The sequence below is a fragment of the Humibacillus sp. DSM 29435 genome (genome assembly GCF_001758225.1).
In the GTDB taxonomy this organism is placed as follows: Bacteria; Actinomycetota; Actinomycetes; order Actinomycetales; family Dermatophilaceae; genus DSM-29435.
Map to the genome: position 1 here is coordinate 38,246 of NZ_MAST01000009.1, position 16,472 is coordinate 54,717.

Below are 16,472 nucleotides of genomic sequence, written 5' to 3' on the forward strand. Positions count from 1 at the left end.
CCCACGGGATGCCGCTGACGACGACTGATTTGACCCTACGCCAGCCGTCCAGCCTGGCTCGCGGCCACCCGGCCAGGGCGGCCGCCCGGAGAACCCGTGGCCGTGCGGCTGTACGAAAGTGGCCACTCGACCGGTTTTGGTCGAGTGGCCACTTTCGTACGGCGTGAACGGGTCAGTGGCGCCGACCCAGGAGCCAACCGAGCAGCACGCCGGCGAGAGCGGCGGCCGCGAAGCCGGAGTACCGGCGCACCAACACGGGCAGAACCGCCGAACCGAGGTCGAGCGCGTCGTCGTCATGGGCCGGCGTCACCGCCTGCGGCCGGGCTGGGGCGCTTGCGGGCCGGGGCGGCGTGACCGCCGCGCTGGACGCCGAGGGCGGGGTCTTTGTCGTGTCGGCGGCCAGGGCGTCGGATGCCGTCTCGATGAAGCCGGTCTCGGGAGCCGTGCCGCCGGCCGCCGGCGCCGGTTCACCCGGCGAAGCGGCGGAGGAGCTGCCCGTCGCCGGCCCCTCGGGCGCTTCCCCGTCGCCGCCGAGCTGCTTCTCGACACAGGCCACGAACGCCTGCAGCAGCTTGTCGGAGACGTCCTGCATGACGCCGCGCCCGAACTGGGCGGGCTTGCCGGTCACGGCGAGGTCGGTCACGACGTCGGCCCGCGAGCCCTCGCCGTCGGGTGAGAGCGAGAGCGTCACGGTGGCCCCGGCCGTGCCGTTGCCGCGTTTGTCCTTGCCCTTGGCCGAGATGACGGCGGTGTGGGCGGCGTCGTCACGCTCGACGAACGACCCGGTGCCGGAGTACACCATCGCGATCGGGCCGAGCTTGACCTTGACCGTGCCCGAGAAGCCGCCGTCGCGCACCTCGGTCACGGTGGCACCCGGGAAGCAGCTGCCGACCTTCTCGAGGTCCATGAACAGGGCCCAGGCGTCGTCGACCGAGGTCGGGACGGTGAACGAGTGGGTGAGGTCCATCAGCAGCTCACGCGCCCGCCGCCGCCAGCACCGCACGCCTGGTCAACACGGTGGCGAGGTGCTTGCGGTAGTCGGAGTCACCGTTGAGGTCGGACGGCGGGTTGGTGCCGTCGGCGACCTGCGCGACCGCAGCTCTTACGGCCTCGTCGGTGGCCGGCTGGCCGACCAGGGCCTCCTCGACGGCCTTGGCCCGCAACGGGGTCGAGCCCATGTTGGTCAGACCGACCCGCGCCTCGGCGATGGCGCCACCCTCGCTGCGCACGGTCGCCGCGATGCCGACGATCGACCACTGGTGGCTGACCCGAACGAACTTCTCGTAGTGGGCGCCCCAGCCGGTGTGCTTCGGCACGCGGATCTGCGTGAGCAGCTCGCCCTCGCCGACCGCGGTCTGGAACAGGTCTTCGAAGAAGTCGTCGGCCGCCACCGTGCGGGTCGCGCCGCCGGGTCCGGCGATGACGAAGCTCGCCCCGAGGGCCAGCGCCGGAGCACCGACGTCGCCGGCCGGGTCGGCGTGAACGAGCGCGCCGCCGATCGTGCCGCGGTGGCGGATCTGCGGGTCGGCCACGGTCGCGATCGCCTTGTTCAGCAGCGCCGCGTGGGTCGACACGGCATCCGAGGCGAGCACGTCGAAGTACGTCGTCATGGCGCCGATCACGAGGTCGTCACCGTCCTCCGTGACCCCTTGCAGTTCGCTGATCTTGCCGAGGTCGATGACGACGCCGGGCGCGTTGAGCCGCATCCGCAGGATGGGCAGCAGCGACTGGCCGCCGGCCAGCACCTTGGCCTCGTCGCCGTGCTCCTCCAGCGCCGCGATGGCGTCGGCGACCGAGGTCGGGGCGAGGTAGTCGAACGTCGCCGGAATCACTGGGCACCACCCTGGGTCGAAGCGGACGTATCGGGGTTGTCCTGATTCGGCGCTCCGTCGTCGAAGTGCGGCGCCGCCTCTCGCTCGCCTTCGGCAGGCTTGGCCGACCCGGTCAGGATGGCCTTCCAGACCCGCTCCGGAGTGCACGGCATCAGCACGTCGTTGACGCCGAACGATCGAATGGCGTCGACGATCGCGTTGACGACCGCGGGCGTCGAGGCGATCGTGCCCGCCTCGCCGACTCCCTTGGTTCCCAACGTGTTCGTCGTCGACGGCGAAACGGTGTGGTCGCTGACGTAGTTGATCGTGTCGGCGGCCGTCGGCAGGGTGTAGTCGACGAACGAGCCCGTCACGAGGGTGCCGTTCTCGTCGTACTCGGCGCCCTCCCACAGCGCCTGCGCGATGCCCTGCACGAGCCCGCCGTGGATCTGCCCCTCGACGATGAGGGGGTTGATGATCGTGCCGATGTCGTCGACGCAGACGTACTTGCGCATCGTCGTGGCGCCGGTCTCGGTGTCGACTTCCATGGCGCACAGGTGGGTGCCGTGGGGGAAGGAGAAGTTGACCGGGTCGTAGGTGGCGTCGGCGTCGATGCTGGGCTCGGCGCCGTCGGGCAGGTTGTGCCCCGCGAAGGCGGCCAGGGCGACCTCGCCGATGGCCAGGCCCTTGTCGGTGCCCTTGACCTCGAAGCGACCAGCCTTGAACTCGAGGTCGTCTTCGCTGGCCTCGAGCAGGTGGGCCGCGAAGACCTTGGCCTTGGCGATCACCTTGTCGGCGGCCCGCACGACTGCCTCACCGCCGACGACGAGTGATCGTGAACCGTAGGTGTCCATGCCGCGGTGGGCGATCTGGGTGTCGCCGTGCAGCACCTCGACGTCTTCGAAAGCGACGCCGAGCCGGTCGGCGACGATCTGGCTCCACGCCGTCTCGTGCCCCTGGCCGTGAGCCGAGCTGCCCGTGAGCACCTCGACCTTGCCGGTCGCGAGCATGCGGATGCTGGCGTGCTCCCACCCGCCGGCGCCGTAGTTGAGCTGGCCGAGGATGCGTGAGGGCGCGAGGCCACACATCTCGGTGAAGGTCGAGACGCCGATGCCGAGCTGCACGGGGTCGTGGCTGTCGCGGCGCTGCTGCTGCTCGGCGCGCAGCTCGTCGTAGCCGAAGAGCTCTTTGGCCTTGGCCGTGGCCGCCTCGTAGTTGCCGGAGTCGTAGGTCATCCCCGCCACCGTGGTGAAGGGGAACTCCTCGTGCGTGATCCAGTTCTGCTCGCGCACCTCGATCGGGTCGCGGCCCAGCTCGGCCGCCAGCTCGTCCATGATCCGCTCGATGGCGAAGGTGGCCTCGGGCCGCCCGGCGCCGCGGTAGGCGTCGACCCAGGTCTTGTTGGTCAGCACCGTCTGGCAGTTGAACTGGTAGGCCGGGAACTTGTAGATCGAGTTGAACATCCAGGCGCCGAGCACCGGCACGCCGCCACCGACAATGGCGACGTAGGCGCCCATGTCGGCGAGCAGGTCGACCTTGAGGCCGGTGACGGTGCCATCCTTCTCGGCCGAGAGGGTCAGCTTCTGCCACTGGTCGCGGCCGTGGTGGCCCGAGAGAAGCGACTCGGAGCGGGTCTCGGTGTACTTGCACGGCTTGCCCAGCCGGCGCGAGATCGCGATGGTGGCGAACTCCTCTGGAGTGGTCTGCAGCTTGCCGCCGAAACCGCCCCCGACGTCGGGGGCGATGACCCGGATCTTCGACTCAGGGATGCCCATCGTCGCGGCGATGAGAAAGCGCAGGATGTGCGGCACCTGGGTCGATGACCAGACGATCATCTGCTCACCGGTCGGGTCAACGAGCACCGAACGCGGTTCCATGAACGCCGGGATGAGCCGCTGCTGGCGGTACTCACGCTCGATGACGATGCCGTCGGTGCGGGCCTTGGCGATGGCCGCCTCGACGTCGCCGCCCGAGCCCTGTTCGGCCGAGTCGAGCTTCCAGAAGGCGCACTTGTTGGTGCCGAGGTCGGGGTGGGCGATCACCGTGTCGGCAGCGGCCTCTTTGAGGTCGAGCACCGCTGGGAGCTCCTCGTAGTCGACGTCGACCAGCTCAGCGGCATCCCGGGCCTCGGCGGGGGTGCGGGCCACGACGACGGCCACGATCTCGCCGGCGCACGCGACGCGGCTGACGGCGACCGGCAGGTGCGTCGGGGTGACCTGGTCGGTGGTGATGGGCCAGGCGTTCGCGTTGACGCCCTGCACGTCTTTGATGTCTTCGCCCGTGATCACGTCGATGACGCCGGATGCCGCCTTGGCCTCGTCGGTGTTGATCGACGTGATGTTCGCGTGCGCGAACGGGCTGCGCACCATGGCCAGGTGCAGCATGCCGGGCACGGTGAGGTTGTCGGTCCAGCGGGTGCGGCCGGTGATGAGGCGCTGGTCCTCCTTGCGGCGGCGGGCCTTGCCGATCTCGGCGTCGGGGGCGGCGGTGTCGGGGCGGTCTTCGGTAATGGTCATGACGTCGCCCCTACGGTCTGCTCTGCCTCGTTCAGGTCGACCGGGTTGCCGTCGGCATCACCCTGGCCGCTCTGTTGGCCTGATTCTTTGCCCTGACGGGCTGCCTGCTGCACGGCCTTGACGATGTTCTGGTAGCCGGTGCACCGGCAGAGGTTTCCCTCGAGGCCCTCGCGGATCTCCTGCTCGCTGGGGTCGGGGTTGTTCTTCAGCAGGTCGCACGACTGCATGATCATGCCGGGCGTGCAGTAGCCGCACTGCAGGGCGTGGCACTCGTGAAAGGCAGTCTGCAGCGGGTGCAGCTCGCCGTTCTTGGCCAGGCCCTCGATCGTGGTGACCTCGTGCCCGTCGGCCTGCACCGCCAGCATGTTGCACGACTTCACGCTCGTGCCGTCGAGGTGCACCGTGCAGGCGCCGCAGTTGCTCGTGTCGCACCCGATGACCGTGCCGGTCTTGCCGAGGCTCTCTCGTAGGTACTGGACCAACAAGGTCCGTGGCTCGACCTCGTCGGAATACTTCGTCCCGTCGACGTTCACAGTGATTCTGGTCATGCGAAAAGTCTCCTGCCGCTCTGCAGATGTCGTCCCTGGGCTGAGTCTTACCCGCCGGTCGGGTCCTGACAAGGGGAACGGCAAACCTCGACAAGAGTGGCCCGCCCAATCGTCACAAAGGCGTCGAGTGCGTGCGTCAGGCAGCCGCCCTGATGCACATCGCTACGTCACTGACCCGTGGGGCGCATCAGTGACGTAGTGACCAGCTCGAGCAGGCTCAGGCCGTGGAGGCCTGCCGCCCGACACGGCCCTGGTGACGAAACCGGCACCCGACAGGCAAGACTGTTGCCATGACGATGCACGCCGACGACTACCAGGCCCTCCGATCGCGCTACGACACCATGACCTATCGCCGCACCGGCAACAGCGGGCTCGACCTGCCGGCCGTCTCGCTGGGCCTGTGGCACAACTTCGGTGACGACGTCGCCCTCGACAAGCAGCGCGCCACGCTGCGCCGCGCCTTCGACCTCGGCGTCACGCACTTCGACCTGGCCAACAACTACGGGCCACCCTACGGCAGCGCCGAGCGCAACTTCGGCACGATCTACGCGCAGGACTTCAAGCGCTACCGCGACGAGCTCATCATCTCGAGCAAGGCCGGCTACGACATGTGGCCGGGCCCCTACGGGCAGGGCGGCGGGTCGCGCAAGTACCTGCTCAGCTCGCTCGACCAGTCGCTGCAGCGGATGGGCCTCGACTACGTCGACATCTTCTACAGCCACCGCTTCGACGAGACCACGCCGCTGGAAGAGACCATGGGCGCGCTCGACACCGCGGTGCGCCAGGGCAAGGCGCTCTACGTCGGCATCTCGTCGTACTCCGGCGCGCGCACCCAGGAGGCCATCGGGATCCTGCGCCAGATGGGCACCCCGCTGCTCATCCACCAGCCCAGCTACTCCATGCTGAACCGCTGGGTCGAGGAGGACCTGCTCGACGTGCTCGGCGTCGAGGGGGTCGGCGCCATCGCCTTCTCGCCGCTGGCGCAGGGCATGCTCACCGACAAGTACCTCAAGGGGGTGCCGGCCGGTTCGCGGGCGTCGCAGGGCAAGTCGCTGTCGCCGAAGCTGCTGAACGAGCAGACGATGAAGCACGTGCGCGCGCTCAACCGCATCGCCAAGGCCCGTGGACAGTCGCTCGCTCAGCTCGCGCTCGCGTGGGTGCTGCGTGACCCGCGGGTCACCTCGGTGCTGGTAGGCGCGTCGTCGCCGGAACAGCTCGAAGACAGCCTCGGCGCCCTGGGCAACCTCGAGTTCACCGATGCCGAGCTCGCGAAGATCGACCGGCACGCCGTCGAGGGCGGCATCAACCTCTGGAAGACCTCCAGCTCGCACTGACCCCTCCCCCTCAGCCGCCTGGTTCGAGGTGTCAGGCGACCTGATGAGGTCTTCGATTATCTCGAACCGGCAGGCGGAGGCTCGGTGTCGTGTGCCGGGTGGTGGTGGTGGATGGGCCCGTCGACGGCGGCCAACCGCTGCCCCTCCCCGCCCCAGCGCAGGGCGATGATCTCGGCGGCGATCGAGACGGCCGTCTCCTCCGGCGTGCGAGCGCCGAGGTCGAGGCCGATGGGCGAGCTCATCCGGCCCAGCTCGGCCTCGGTCAACCCGGCCTCGCGCAGCCGCGCCATCCGGTCCTCGTGGGTGCGCCGTGACCCCATGGCGCCGACGTAGGCCACGTGGGGGATGCGCAGCGCCACCTCGAGCAGCGGCACGTCGAACTTCGGGTCGTGGGTGAGCACGCAGAGGATGGTGCGCGAGTCGATGCGCCCCTGCTCGACCTCGTGCTGCAGATAGTCGTGGGGCCACTTGACCACCACCTCGTCGGCGCCGGGGAAGCGGGTCGCGGTGGCGAACACGGGCCGGGCGTCGCAGACGGTGACGTAGTAGCCGAGAAAGCTGCCGACCTTCGCGACGGCGGCGGCGAAGTCGATGGCGCCGAACACCAGCATCCGGGGCTTCGGGGCGTGGGCGGCGACGAAGACGCGCAGCCCTTCGCCGCGGCGCTCGCCGTCAGGCCCGTAGGTGAGGATCGCGGATCGGCCGGCCGCAAGCAGGCCCCGGGCGTCGTCGCGAACAGCGTCATCGGCCCGCAGCGTACCGAGCGAACCGCTCCCGAGTGGGGTGACCCAGCCAACTGTCGACGGCTCGGCCGGCAGGCCGTCGTCGCTCTCGGGCTCTTGTTCCTCGGCGTGCACCACAATGCGACGGCCCACCCACGACGGCTCGGGGTGTTCGATGACGGTGACCACGGCCACGGGTCGGCCGGCCTCGATGTCGGCGGCCACGTCGCCGAGCTCGGGGAAGGTCTGCTGCGACACCTTCTCGACGAACACGTCGAGGATGCCGCCGCAGGTCAGCCCCACGGCGTACGCGTCGTCGTCGCTGACGCCGTAGCGCTGCAGCACCGGTCGGCCGGAGTCGATGACCTCCTGGCCGAGCTCGTAGACGGCGCCCTCGACGCACCCGCCCGACACCGACCCGACCGCGGAGCCGTCCGGCCCGACCAGCATCGAGGCGCCAGGCTGGCGGGGCGCGGAGCGCCAGGTGCCGACCACGGTGCCGACGCCGACCGTCTCGCCGGCCGACCACCACTGCATCAGCTCGGTCATCACCTCACGCACGGGCCACCACCTCGATCAGTTCTTCGAACGCCGCGAACGAGTGGCCCGCGACGAAGTCGTCGATGTGCGGCAGCGCCGCGACGATTCCCTGTTGCACCGGCTGGTAGCCGACCTTGCCGCGGTGCGGGTTGGCCCACACCACGCGGCGGCTGAGCGCGGAGAGCCGGCGCATCTGCTCGCCGAGCTGCTCCGGGCCCTCACGCTCCCAGCCGTCTGAGAAGACAACGACCACGGCGCCCCTCGCCATTCCGCGCCGGCCCCACAGGTCGAGAAACGCGGCGATGGCCTCGCCCAGCCGGGTGCCGCCCGACCAGTCGGGCACCACCTGGCCGGCAGCGACGAGGGCGCGGTCGGCGTCGCGCTCGCGCAGGGCGCGCGTGACGTGGGTGAGCCGGGTGCCCATGGTGAACACCTCCGTGCTCGTGCCGGATGCCGCTGACTGCACGAACGTGTGCGCGAGCCGCAGGAGGCTGTCGGAGTAGGGGCTCATCGAGCCGGACACGTCGATGAGCAGCACGACCCGGCGCGGCCGGGTCGCCCTGCGGCGGTGACGGATAGGGCCCGGTTCGCCCATCCGTCGCAGCTGGTCGCGCAGGGTGGCCGGCCCGTCGATACGCCCCGATCGTGCTGCGTTGTGGCGTCGTGCGCGACGGAGGGGCGGTCGTGGCCGTAGTCGCGCGAACAGCTGGGCCAGCTCGCGGCGCTCGGCGCTGCTCAGCGATCCGACGTCGCGGTGGCGCAGCACCTCCTGGCTGGTCGACGCCGCCCTGACGATCTCGTCCTCGCTCGGGCCGCCGTCACCGGCGTCATCGCCGAGCGGGGCCTGCCGCGTCACCGAGAGCGGGTCGGAAGGCCTGCCCCCGGCGGTCAGAGGTTCGCCCGAGAACCAGGCCGTGAACACCGAGTCGTAGCGCTCGATGTCGGCGGGCGAGGAGGTCAGGGTGGCCCGTCCCGACCAGTAGACGTTGGCTCGCTGCTCGGCGCCCGTGGTGACAACGGCCTCGAGAAAGACCCGTTCGCGGTCGGCGGTGACCGGCAGGCCACCGGCACGCAGCGCCCGGGCGAAGCCGAGGAACACGGCATCCGGCGGGGTGCGCACCTGCGCGACGGCGCTGTCGTTCGGCAAGTCGATCACGGGTTCGATCGCCTCAGGCCGTGAGCATGCGGTCGATCATGGCGCGCACCCGCTCGGCGTCTTCGCGGTACTTCACCGCGGCCCCGAGCGTGGCCGCGGCAACCTCGGGGTCGAGCCGGGAGGCGCCAAGAGTGTCGAGCGCCCGGGCCCAGTCGAGGGTCTCGGCGACTCCTGGGGGCTTGATCAGCTCGCCGGAGGCGCGCATCCGCTGCACCGCGCCGACGACCTGCTCGGCGAGGGTGGCACTGATCTCGGGCAGCCGGGTGCGCACGATCTCGAGCTCGCGGGCCAGGCCCGGGTGATCGATCCAGTGGTAGAGGCAGCGGCGCTTGAGGGCGTCGTGAAGCTCGCGAGTGCGGTTGGAGGTGAGCACGACGATCGGCGGCGTGGCGGCGCTGATGGTGCCGAGCTCGGGGATCGTCACCTGCCAGGTGCTCAGCACTTCGAGCAGAAAGGCCTCGAACTCGTCGTCGGCCCGGTCAATCTCGTCGATCAGCAGCACGCACGGCGCTGACCGCACGGCCTCGAGCACGGGGCGTGCGAGCAGAAAGCGCTCGTCGAACAGCTCGGCCTCGAGGGCCTTCGTGTCCTGGTGCTCATCTCTTGCGATGGCTTCAACGGTGCGCAGGTGCAGGATCTGGCGCGGGAAATCCCAGTCGTAGAGGGCCTGGGTGGCGTCGATGCCCTCGTAGCACTGCAACCGGATGAGCTTGAGGTCGAGCGTCTCCGCCAGCGCCTCAGCGAGGGCGGTCTTGCCGGTGCCGGGCTCTCCTTCGAGCAGGATCGGGCGCCCGAGCCGGGTCGCGAGAAAGGTGATGGTGGCCAGGGCCTCGTCGGCGAGGTAGCCGGTGCGCCCGAGGGCGGCCGCGACGTCGTCGGCGCTGGAGAACGCGTGATCCATGCCCCGAGCATTACCCATGAAGCCACCCGGCGGTAGCGAACCCCCGTCAAGGCGTCCCCGCCGCGGCCCCAGCACCCCCGCCGGCTCTCAAGGCCTCACTCCGCAGTGCGCCCTTTCCGCCCAGATAGACGCAGCCGTTCACGCATCGAGCGACAACCAGGAGGCTGCCACCTGCGTTCCTGCATTGAAGGAGGCCGCACCATCGCAGATGACGCCTACGTAGAAATCTCAGCCGCGTGGTGAGGGACTCCACCTCTATGCTGCGGACATTTCCAGTGACATCGTTCTCGCGCTGATAGCAGCCGGTAGTGGCTTGGGGGCGTCCTCGTCGGCGAGGTGTTTTCCTCCCGCCGATGGCGTGCCGAGATGGATGCATCGCGTCAGCGCCTTGAGGCAGAGGCGCTAGAGAAGCGACGCCAGGAGAGTCGAGCCGAGGTCGGTGAGCGCCGGGTCGCGACCAGAGATGACTACAGCGCCATCCTTTCGTTTCTTGATCGACTCGATCGGTGCATCGCACTGAGCATCTTGACGATGAACGAAGGGGCACGAGAGCAACTCATCACCAGCCGCGTCGTCGAAATGACGAACACGGTTGTTAAACAGCTAACTCAGTTGGGAGAGAACGCCGACTACGCGATTGCCATGCAACGCGGTACAACTGACCAGATTCGGTCCTCGATGGTTCAGATTCACGACCAGATGCTGGAACTGCGGTTGGAGATGTCGCTGGCTTTTGGGTTCACGGATATCGAGCCTGGCGACGAGCTGGCAACCAAGGCGAAGAGCAGAGCCGACTGGTTCAATGGGGAAATAGATCGGCCTCGAAACTCGGTTCGCCGAGAACTGGGCGTTGGCTAGGAGGCGCTGGCGCTGAGCACGGAGCCACACCCACGCATGGTCGGGCAGCCGCGCAGAGACCTGCCACGGCCCAGGATCTCGTTGGTCACGATTCGCCGCGAAATGACCGGTCACCGTCATCGTTATCTCCGCCAGCTGCGGACCGCAACATCGTCCGACTGGCCGCCGACACGCTTGGTGGCGCCAGAGCCAGCTCGACACGAAGCACTCCTGACGGGGGGCGGCCCATGCAGGACGACCATCCGCCACCGCGCCGCGACCCGCTGGCGGAGGCGAACGGCGCCGAGCAGCAAAAGGAAGGGCACAGTAAGTCACCCCGCCGCCTGGCGGGTGCTCCCGCGGGCTTCTCCGCCGTTACGCATTGGCTCGATCGGCTTGTCGTATCGGTGTCAAGCGTCGTCCCTCCGATGGGCCCCCTTATGCTCAGATCAGTCCTGGCCGATCGAGCGGCGCAATGCTGCTGTGCCCGTCGCAGACGGCCGAGTTATCCGCTGGGAGGACCGACGTTAGGCGGAGGCAGTGTGGGCCCAGGCGGCAGGGTCGGATCACAGACACCACGGAACTCGACAGGGTCGGAGGTCGTGGTGTCAGGGCTGACCACCTGCAACCACACTTTCCGGTAAACCTCGCCCTCCGGTATTGAGAACTCAACCTGATCGCGGATCGTCTTCGTGCCGCTCCCTTTGAAGGTAAGAGACCGGACTTTGCCCTCCGTCACAGGTAGATCTAAGCCGTCTTGGCTATTCAACCGGTACTGGACCACTCCTCCGTCCCCATCGACGCTGATCGACCCCTCGAGCGGCATGGCAATCGGGCAACGCACTTGGAACTCTGATCCCGAGCGTCCACCGGTTGTTAGGGCAACGTCCGTGACAGTCACGATGGTTCGACTTACCTGATAGGCGGAGCCGACGACCATGAGGAGACCAACGATGGTCAAGGACCACCCCGCGCTCGACGACTTGAGGGTCAGGGTGTCACCGATGTGCAGAGAGTGCTCGCCGGGCTCCCTCAGCTTGAAGAGCGCTACAGCGCCGACGACCGCGAACACCAGGCCGATGACGAGCACTGCAAACCACACTGCTCGCATAACCCCTCCTGTTCGCCTTTGAGCACATTGATGCCGCTTGCCGAAAGTCCCCAGGGTTGCTCATCGAAAGTCCCCACCTGGTGGCGGTGTCAGCGTAGCGGTTGGCGGGTGCCGGTGGTCGCGGTTCGGAGGGCTTCGCAGCGGGCGTGGTGTTCGCGGAGGCGGTAGGAGTCGCCGTCAAGGTTGAGGACGACGGAGCGGTGCAGGAGCCGGTCGAGCAGGGCCGCGGCGACGGTGGTGTCGCCCAGGACCTAGCCCCAGGAGCCAACGCCTTTGTTGCTGGTCAGGATGATGGATGTCTTGAGGTACCGCTGGGACACGACTTGGAACAGGGCGGAGGCGGCTTCGGCGGGCAGGCCGAGGTAGCCGAGCTCGTCAATCTATGCGGACATCCGCATAGGTCGATGAAGTTGGCTACCTCCCCTTGGACGCATCCGCCGCGAGCTTGTTCTTCCAACTGATCGCCGCCCGGTACGAAACCGGGTCAGTGATCCTGACATCCAACCTGCCATTCGCCCGGTGGGGCGAAACCCTCGGCGATGCCGTCGTCGCAGCTGCCACCGTCGACCGGCTCCTGCACCACGCACACGTCATCACCCTGACCGGCGACTCCTACCGAACTAGAAGACACCGCCAGAACCAGACCACCAAAACCAAGTAGAACCACAAACCAGGGGGTCAAAATTCAAGCAGCAACAAGGGGTCAACTTTCGTCCGGCGTTAACACGCTCTCGTGGACGCCCTGTACGAGTACGAACGAACGACCGACGATCGCGTTAAGACACGCGTCGAGGACCGGAGCACGCAAGACCGCCAGGAGCTGCGCCAACTGGCTTGGAGTGGCAACGGGCGGGTCCGAGCGGCGATTGCGACGCTCGCACTGCTGAGCGCTGACACGTCCCTGAGCGACAAGTTTGAGAGCGTCCGCATCGCCATCGGCGAACTCAATCAGGTGGCGTCACTTGATGATCTGAAGGCGCGACACGAGGCGATCTACTCGGACCTGGCAGCCGCGATAGAACTGGCTAGGTCCGACGTCACGAACTGAGCAGATTGGTGGTCGTTGTCGCTTCCCTCAGAGTGCGTCTCTCACCTCCAGACGACCATGGTGCTGGCGCAGTCGGGCGCCTCTGCCCAGTTCATATTCACCCAGGCTCAGGGTCGCTCGACGTTGTCGCGAGTTCGTCGGCCGGCGAACATGTTCGTGGAGTCAAGTGGACAGGTACCTGCTCAGACTCCATGGCCTTCGCCGCCGTGCCCATGCGCAGCAGCTCGGGTTCGCGCGGCATCAGTGGAGCGTGTCGGGCCTTGCGCGTTTTCGACAGCACAGGGTCTCGCCGTGGAGTGACCGCTGCCAAGTTGACACTCACGCGGGGCAGACGGCGACCATACTTCTGCCTCAGACTCGAGATACGAGAGTGACGGCCTCCAAGGCGCTGGGCATCGGGGTCGCGCTTGTCATCGTCGTCGTAGCCCTCGTATTCGGCGTCGCGTTCTCGGCCAAGGTCAAGGCAGTAGTAACCGGAGTGGTGACCGTCTCTTACGACCCGATCAAAGGCAAACTCGCCCTCGCGGCGGATCCCTTGGCCCTGGTCAGCCGGTTCGTCACCGTCAAGGTGGGAGACGAGATCACTCTCACGGACGACTCCAGTAAAGCCACCGTCGTCATCACGACCGTGGCTCAGAAGGCAGCGTTCGAGGTCGACGCGCGAGGATCATGGTCGGTGCGCGCCTTTAACGTCGCTGGCCCCGCTTTGACCACAAGCTATGACGGTGACCGCCACGTCTATGAGGTGGACCTGAGCCACACCTACACGACCAAAGTCGAGTTCGCTCGCGCAGAGGGCGGTGACGCATGGAGCAACAAGACCATTGAGAATCGAATCGCAACCTATCGCGTTGTGATCGACACGCGTCTGCTGACCACTGGCACGTTCACTTACTGCTCCCAAGCCCCTGGCGGGTGCGGCCTCTACTTGCACGCGCTGGCGACGCTTGACCCTGCCGAGCGCGTTATGCGTACGACGGGGGAGCCGGTGACCATCCCCAACGGCGCGAAGTTGCAGGCATCTGTGAGGCAGGTGGTGCGATCGTGCAGAACGATCGTCTGCAACGCAGCGGAATCTGGGAGTTCGTCATCTTCAAAGGCCAAGTCGGCTATGTGCCGGCGCTTTGGACCGGCGGCGGCGACAAGCTTCGCCATCGGCTCTGCGGTTCCTGAAGTTGCATGTGGTCCCGTCGGCGCGGTTCCGGCCGAACGGATTCGCGAAACGGCTTCACTGAGACTTCTGGGCCGGCGTCAAGGCAAACGTGCATGCGCGTCAGACCGCCGCGAATGGTGCAGGCAGGCAGGCGAACGTTACGGGACTGGTGCCACTTCGCACGCCCCGGGCACTCCGCTTCGCCCATCTGTGAGGGTGGCCGAGTGACGCCAATGCCGCCAGGCGGCGGGGACAGGGGACATCCGGAGCAGCGGGTCATCATCGGTTGAGTCGTTGCAGTCAAGGGTCGGCTCGCCGGGGCGCCCTCCGCGGTGAAAGGCGGTCATACGCACTTGGCGTTCGACTCGCTGACGAGCGAGTGAGTGGGCGTCTGCTAGACGCTCCGTTCAGTCGGTGAGTTCCCGTCCGGAGGCTGCTCTCCACGCAATGTGGTCCAGGCTTCGGGGACTGATGTTCAGGTGGTCAGCCGTTTCCGTGATGAGCTCGACGGCTTTCTGGCTACTCAGTTCGACAGTATCCCCGAGAGCAGCGGCGAGGAAACGCAGGACCATACGGTCGGGCTTGACGGACGGTAGGCCCGCGAGGATCAGAAGGTAGTTGTACGTGATCCCCGAGCTCTGACTCGGCAAGCGCTTCCACCCAGCATGGACTGGATTGTCAAGCGGCTTGTCGGCAACTCGTGCAACCAGGTCATCAACGGTATCGATGTCCAGACTGGTAATCAGCTGTGCTGCTTGCTGGATGATGTCAGCCTTCAGTGGCGCACCCAGCCTCGTGTGAGCCGGTTTGAGGTTGCCCACCACGGTCGTTGCCCACTCTCGCGTCCCACCCGCATGAGCGATCGACGACGAGAGGGCGCGAGCACCGTCTTGCGTCCCGTGAACGGTCTTGTACTTCTGGATCACGTTGATGACCGAGGTGTAGTGCGACCCAGTCGAGTAGATGGCGTCGATGATGCATAGCGCCAAACTCTTCGGGTAGCCCTCTGGCGTTGTCCACAGTTGCGGGTCTCCCAGGTGCACGTTGCAGTACTCGACGAGGGTGTCTATCTCAGTTTGGGTGACAGCCATTCGCTGCTCCTTCGCGGAAGTTGGGAGATGAACTCACGGTCCTAGGTCTCAGGTCCGGCGAAACGACACGGTCCGCAGTCTAGGTCGCAGGTGTTCGCACGACTGCCCCCGATCCGGAAGGACTGCCAATCCTGCTCGGCGACCTCGACAGCGAAGCAGGAGCGTCAAGAGGGCCGTGCCTGTGCTCTAAATCGAGCATTCAAGCAACCTCCGAGAACCGGGAACTCCCCGGGATGATCACGGCTCAGGAGGACATTCGCCAATGTGTCCTCCTGAGGGTCCGAAAGGATGGGAGCGACCTCAAACGCTCCACGTGACAGAGCGGCCTTGAGGAGCAACACCCAGACGCAGGGGCCGACGATTCAGGTATCAAATGTCGAATGCCTGCCAGTCGCCTCCCTTGCGAGGCGTGTCCTTCCGCCGCGAGAAGGTCGCTTCGTTCGCGAGAATGAAAACGGGTTCACCCAGAGCATGGTCTTGCCAGAGCCGGTCAGTTCACGTTGAGGCCGAAGGTGCGAGACAGCAGCTTGTTCTTCCAGTAGGACTCGATCTGCTCGATGGTGGCATCCGGGGTGTTCTCGTCGACCACCTCAAGCACCGAGACCTGGTAGCGCCGCCGCCCACCCGATGCGGCTCTACGAAGGCCGATGTTCCCGCCGTGGCCGTCGGTCGCGTACTGCATCCAGCGGCCGAACAGGCTGTCTGCGCCCTTGGCTGACCCGACGTACTGCCGCCCAGAGTCGAGGTCGACCAAGAGGTAAACGCCTTTGACGCTGCGGAGGACTTGCTGCCAGCCGTTGGGCAGCGTAGGGACGTCGTCGACCGGGCGGACAAATTCACGGAAGCCCGGAAACCGAGGCTCATACTGCTTGGCGACCTCGACCACCGTCTTGGGCTGGTTCGCTGCCCTCTGGACCCAGCTCCGCGTCCCAGCACCCCAGTCGATGACCACCCTGTCCCTGTAGGCGGCCAAGTGGTTCATCAGTTTGAGGTCGTAGCAGAAGTGCCCGGAGATATCGTGTTTGAGCAACGCGTCGGTGCTACCGGACGGGCATCGGTCGACTCCGTCTACTCGGTAGATCCCGACAAAGACTGTCTTCTGCGCCTCGGTGACGACGAACTCTGCGAGGAAGCAATCGAGCGGAAACCTGTCTTTGCTCTGCACGCTCGCGTAGCTTTCGAACGCGTCGCGGTCGTTCCGCCACGCCTCGTACAGCCGGCCGCGCCCCAGCCTGCTGTCCTGGTGTCGGACTAGGCGCACTCCATTGCTGTCGATCCCCTCGAGAGCCAGCAGGTCGTTGAAAGTCAGCAATTTGCATCTCCAAAAAAGTGTGCTTGACCGCTAGCCAACCACGGGGCGTGCGTGCCAGGTCGACTGATCATCGAATAGAAGCGTTGCTCCGGTGGTTCACGTCGCTTCCCGTTAAGGGAACTTCACTGGGCCCCGATCAGCATGCCCCGCGTCCCGACCGCCGCCGCCGCCGCCGGGAACGGTCGTCCACTCGCCAACCATAAGAAGGGCCGTGGGTCGTCACGGTTCGGTACGTCGTCGATAACTGGCACCCCAGCGCGGTCGGAAGCGGACGGCATCCTCGCTAGGGTTGGACCCGCAACACCCTGTCCTCTCGCCAGGACGGGGTGTTGTTCGTCTGCCCACCGGTGCACCGAAGCGCCGCCACGGGTACGGAACGTAGGCTCGGGGGC

At 66.9% G+C, this 16,472-nt stretch carries 14 protein-coding genes and 2 pseudogenes; 5 read left to right on the forward strand and 11 right to left on the reverse strand.

Features of this window, described 5'->3' with window-relative positions; all coding sequences use genetic code 11:
• Window positions 1-172: 172 nt before the first annotated feature.
• The 4 genes from BA895_RS07340 to BA895_RS07355 are packed head-to-tail and all read right to left on the reverse strand — an operon-like array spanning window position 173 to window position 4,875.
• Window positions 173-967, reverse strand: coding sequence for an SRPBCC family protein (locus tag BA895_RS07340; protein WP_070191367.1), 795 nt, complete (start codon window positions 965-967; stop codon window positions 173-175).
• Between the two features lie 7 nt (window positions 968-974).
• Window positions 975-1,832 (reverse strand): xanthine dehydrogenase family protein subunit M, encoded by an 858-nt coding sequence (locus BA895_RS07345; protein ID WP_070191247.1) that lies wholly within the window; start codon window positions 1,830-1,832, stop codon window positions 975-977.
• Window positions 1,829-4,327 (reverse strand): xanthine dehydrogenase family protein molybdopterin-binding subunit, encoded by a 2,499-nt coding sequence (locus tag BA895_RS07350; RefSeq protein ID WP_070191248.1) that lies wholly within the window; start codon window positions 4,325-4,327, stop codon window positions 1,829-1,831. The genes BA895_RS07345 and BA895_RS07350 overlap by 4 nt, the downstream gene beginning before the upstream one ends.
• A complete protein-coding gene (locus BA895_RS07355) occupies window positions 4,324-4,875 on the reverse strand; it encodes a (2Fe-2S)-binding protein (RefSeq protein ID WP_070191249.1) in 552 nt (183 codons plus the stop codon). Before BA895_RS07355 ends, BA895_RS07350 begins: the two co-directional genes overlap by 4 nt.
• A gap of 290 nt (window positions 4,876-5,165) precedes the next feature.
• Here BA895_RS07355 and mgrA point away from each other — a divergent pair, with 290 nt between their 5' ends.
• On the forward strand, window positions 5,166-6,209 hold the full coding sequence (mgrA, locus tag BA895_RS07360) for an L-glyceraldehyde 3-phosphate reductase (RefSeq protein WP_070191250.1): 1,044 nt from the start codon (window positions 5,166-5,168) through the stop codon (window positions 6,207-6,209).
• A gap of 56 nt (window positions 6,210-6,265) precedes the next feature.
• On the opposite strand, the gene BA895_RS07365 is transcribed toward mgrA, so the two are convergent.
• From BA895_RS07365 to BA895_RS07375, 3 genes are read right to left on the reverse strand one after another with little or no spacing between them, the layout of a single operon-like run.
• Complete coding sequence (locus BA895_RS07365) at window positions 6,266-7,492, reverse strand: XdhC/CoxI family protein (RefSeq protein WP_070191251.1); 1,227 nt, start codon at window positions 7,490-7,492, stop codon at window positions 6,266-6,268.
• The gene (locus BA895_RS07370; protein WP_371327701.1) at window positions 7,485-8,624 is read right to left on the reverse strand and encodes a VWA domain-containing protein; all 1,140 of its coding nucleotides are present in this window, start codon (window positions 8,622-8,624) and stop codon (window positions 7,485-7,487) included. The genes BA895_RS07365 and BA895_RS07370 overlap by 8 nt, the downstream gene beginning before the upstream one ends.
• Window positions 8,625-8,640: 16 nt before the next feature.
• The gene (locus BA895_RS07375) at window positions 8,641-9,528 is read right to left on the reverse strand and encodes a MoxR family ATPase (RefSeq protein ID WP_070191252.1); all 888 of its coding nucleotides are present in this window, start codon (window positions 9,526-9,528) and stop codon (window positions 8,641-8,643) included.
• Between the two features lie 366 nt (window positions 9,529-9,894).
• Here BA895_RS07375 and BA895_RS07380 point away from each other — a divergent pair, with 366 nt between their 5' ends.
• Entirely contained in the window at window positions 9,895-10,386 is a 492-nt protein-coding gene (locus BA895_RS07380; RefSeq protein ID WP_070191253.1) for a hypothetical protein, read from the forward strand.
• 484 nt (window positions 10,387-10,870) lie between these two features.
• Here the strand turns inward: BA895_RS07380 and BA895_RS07385 are convergent, their stop codons facing one another.
• Both BA895_RS07385 and BA895_RS23030 read right to left on the reverse strand, forming a co-directional pair.
• Window positions 10,871-11,476 carry a hypothetical protein gene (locus BA895_RS07385; protein ID WP_139142548.1) on the reverse strand — a complete coding sequence of 202 codons (606 nt, stop codon included), beginning with the start codon at window positions 11,474-11,476 and terminating at the stop codon, window positions 10,871-10,873.
• A gap of 89 nt (window positions 11,477-11,565) precedes the next feature.
• Window positions 11,566-11,856, reverse strand: a pseudogene (locus tag BA895_RS23030) (ATP-binding protein).
• A gap of 32 nt (window positions 11,857-11,888) precedes the next feature.
• On the opposite strand from BA895_RS23030, the pseudogene BA895_RS07390 reads away from it, so the two are divergent.
• The 3 genes and pseudogenes from BA895_RS07390 to BA895_RS07400 all read left to right on the forward strand — a co-directional run.
• Window positions 11,889-12,137, forward strand: a pseudogene (locus BA895_RS07390) (ATP-binding protein); the annotation flags it as partial.
• Window positions 12,138-12,209: 72 nt separating this feature from the next.
• Window positions 12,210-12,524 (forward strand): hypothetical protein, encoded by a 315-nt coding sequence (locus tag BA895_RS07395; protein WP_070191255.1) that lies wholly within the window; start codon window positions 12,210-12,212, stop codon window positions 12,522-12,524.
• A gap of 370 nt (window positions 12,525-12,894) precedes the next feature.
• Window positions 12,895-13,905 carry a hypothetical protein gene (locus BA895_RS07400; protein WP_139142550.1) on the forward strand — a complete coding sequence of 337 codons (1,011 nt, stop codon included), beginning with the start codon at window positions 12,895-12,897 and terminating at the stop codon, window positions 13,903-13,905.
• A gap of 179 nt (window positions 13,906-14,084) precedes the next feature.
• Here the strand turns inward: BA895_RS07400 and BA895_RS07405 are convergent, their stop codons facing one another.
• Window positions 14,085-14,768, reverse strand: a complete 684-nt coding sequence (locus BA895_RS07405; RefSeq protein WP_070191257.1) for a hypothetical protein — start codon at window positions 14,766-14,768, stop codon at window positions 14,085-14,087.
• Window positions 14,769-15,258: 490 nt separating this feature from the next.
• Entirely contained in the window at window positions 15,259-16,080 is an 822-nt protein-coding gene (locus BA895_RS07410; protein WP_070191258.1) for a GIY-YIG nuclease family protein, read from the reverse strand.
• Window positions 16,081-16,472 lie beyond the last annotated feature (392 nt).

Bases quoted from the DNA above. Each gene is read 5' to 3' on its own strand.
- BA895_RS07340 (WP_070191367.1), bottom strand. From the start codon at position 967: ATGGACCTCACCCACTCGTTCACCGTCCCGACCTCGGTCGACGACGCC.
- BA895_RS07350 (WP_070191248.1), bottom strand. From the start codon at position 4,327: ATGACCATTACCGAAGACCGCCCCGACACCGCCGCCCCCGACGCCGAG.
- BA895_RS07355 (WP_070191249.1), bottom strand. From the start codon at position 4,875: ATGACCAGAATCACTGTGAACGTCGACGGGACGAAGTATTCCGACGAG.
- mgrA (WP_070191250.1), top strand. From the start codon at position 5,166: ATGACGATGCACGCCGACGACTACCAGGCCCTCCGATCGCGCTACGAC.
- BA895_RS07375 (WP_070191252.1), bottom strand. From the start codon at position 9,528: ATGGATCACGCGTTCTCCAGCGCCGACGACGTCGCGGCCGCCCTCGGG.
- BA895_RS07380 (WP_070191253.1), top strand. From the start codon at position 9,895: ATGGATGCATCGCGTCAGCGCCTTGAGGCAGAGGCGCTAGAGAAGCGA.
- BA895_RS07385 (WP_139142548.1), bottom strand. From the start codon at position 11,476: ATGCGAGCAGTGTGGTTTGCAGTGCTCGTCATCGGCCTGGTGTTCGCG.
- BA895_RS07405 (WP_070191257.1), bottom strand. From the start codon at position 14,768: ATGGCTGTCACCCAAACTGAGATAGACACCCTCGTCGAGTACTGCAAC.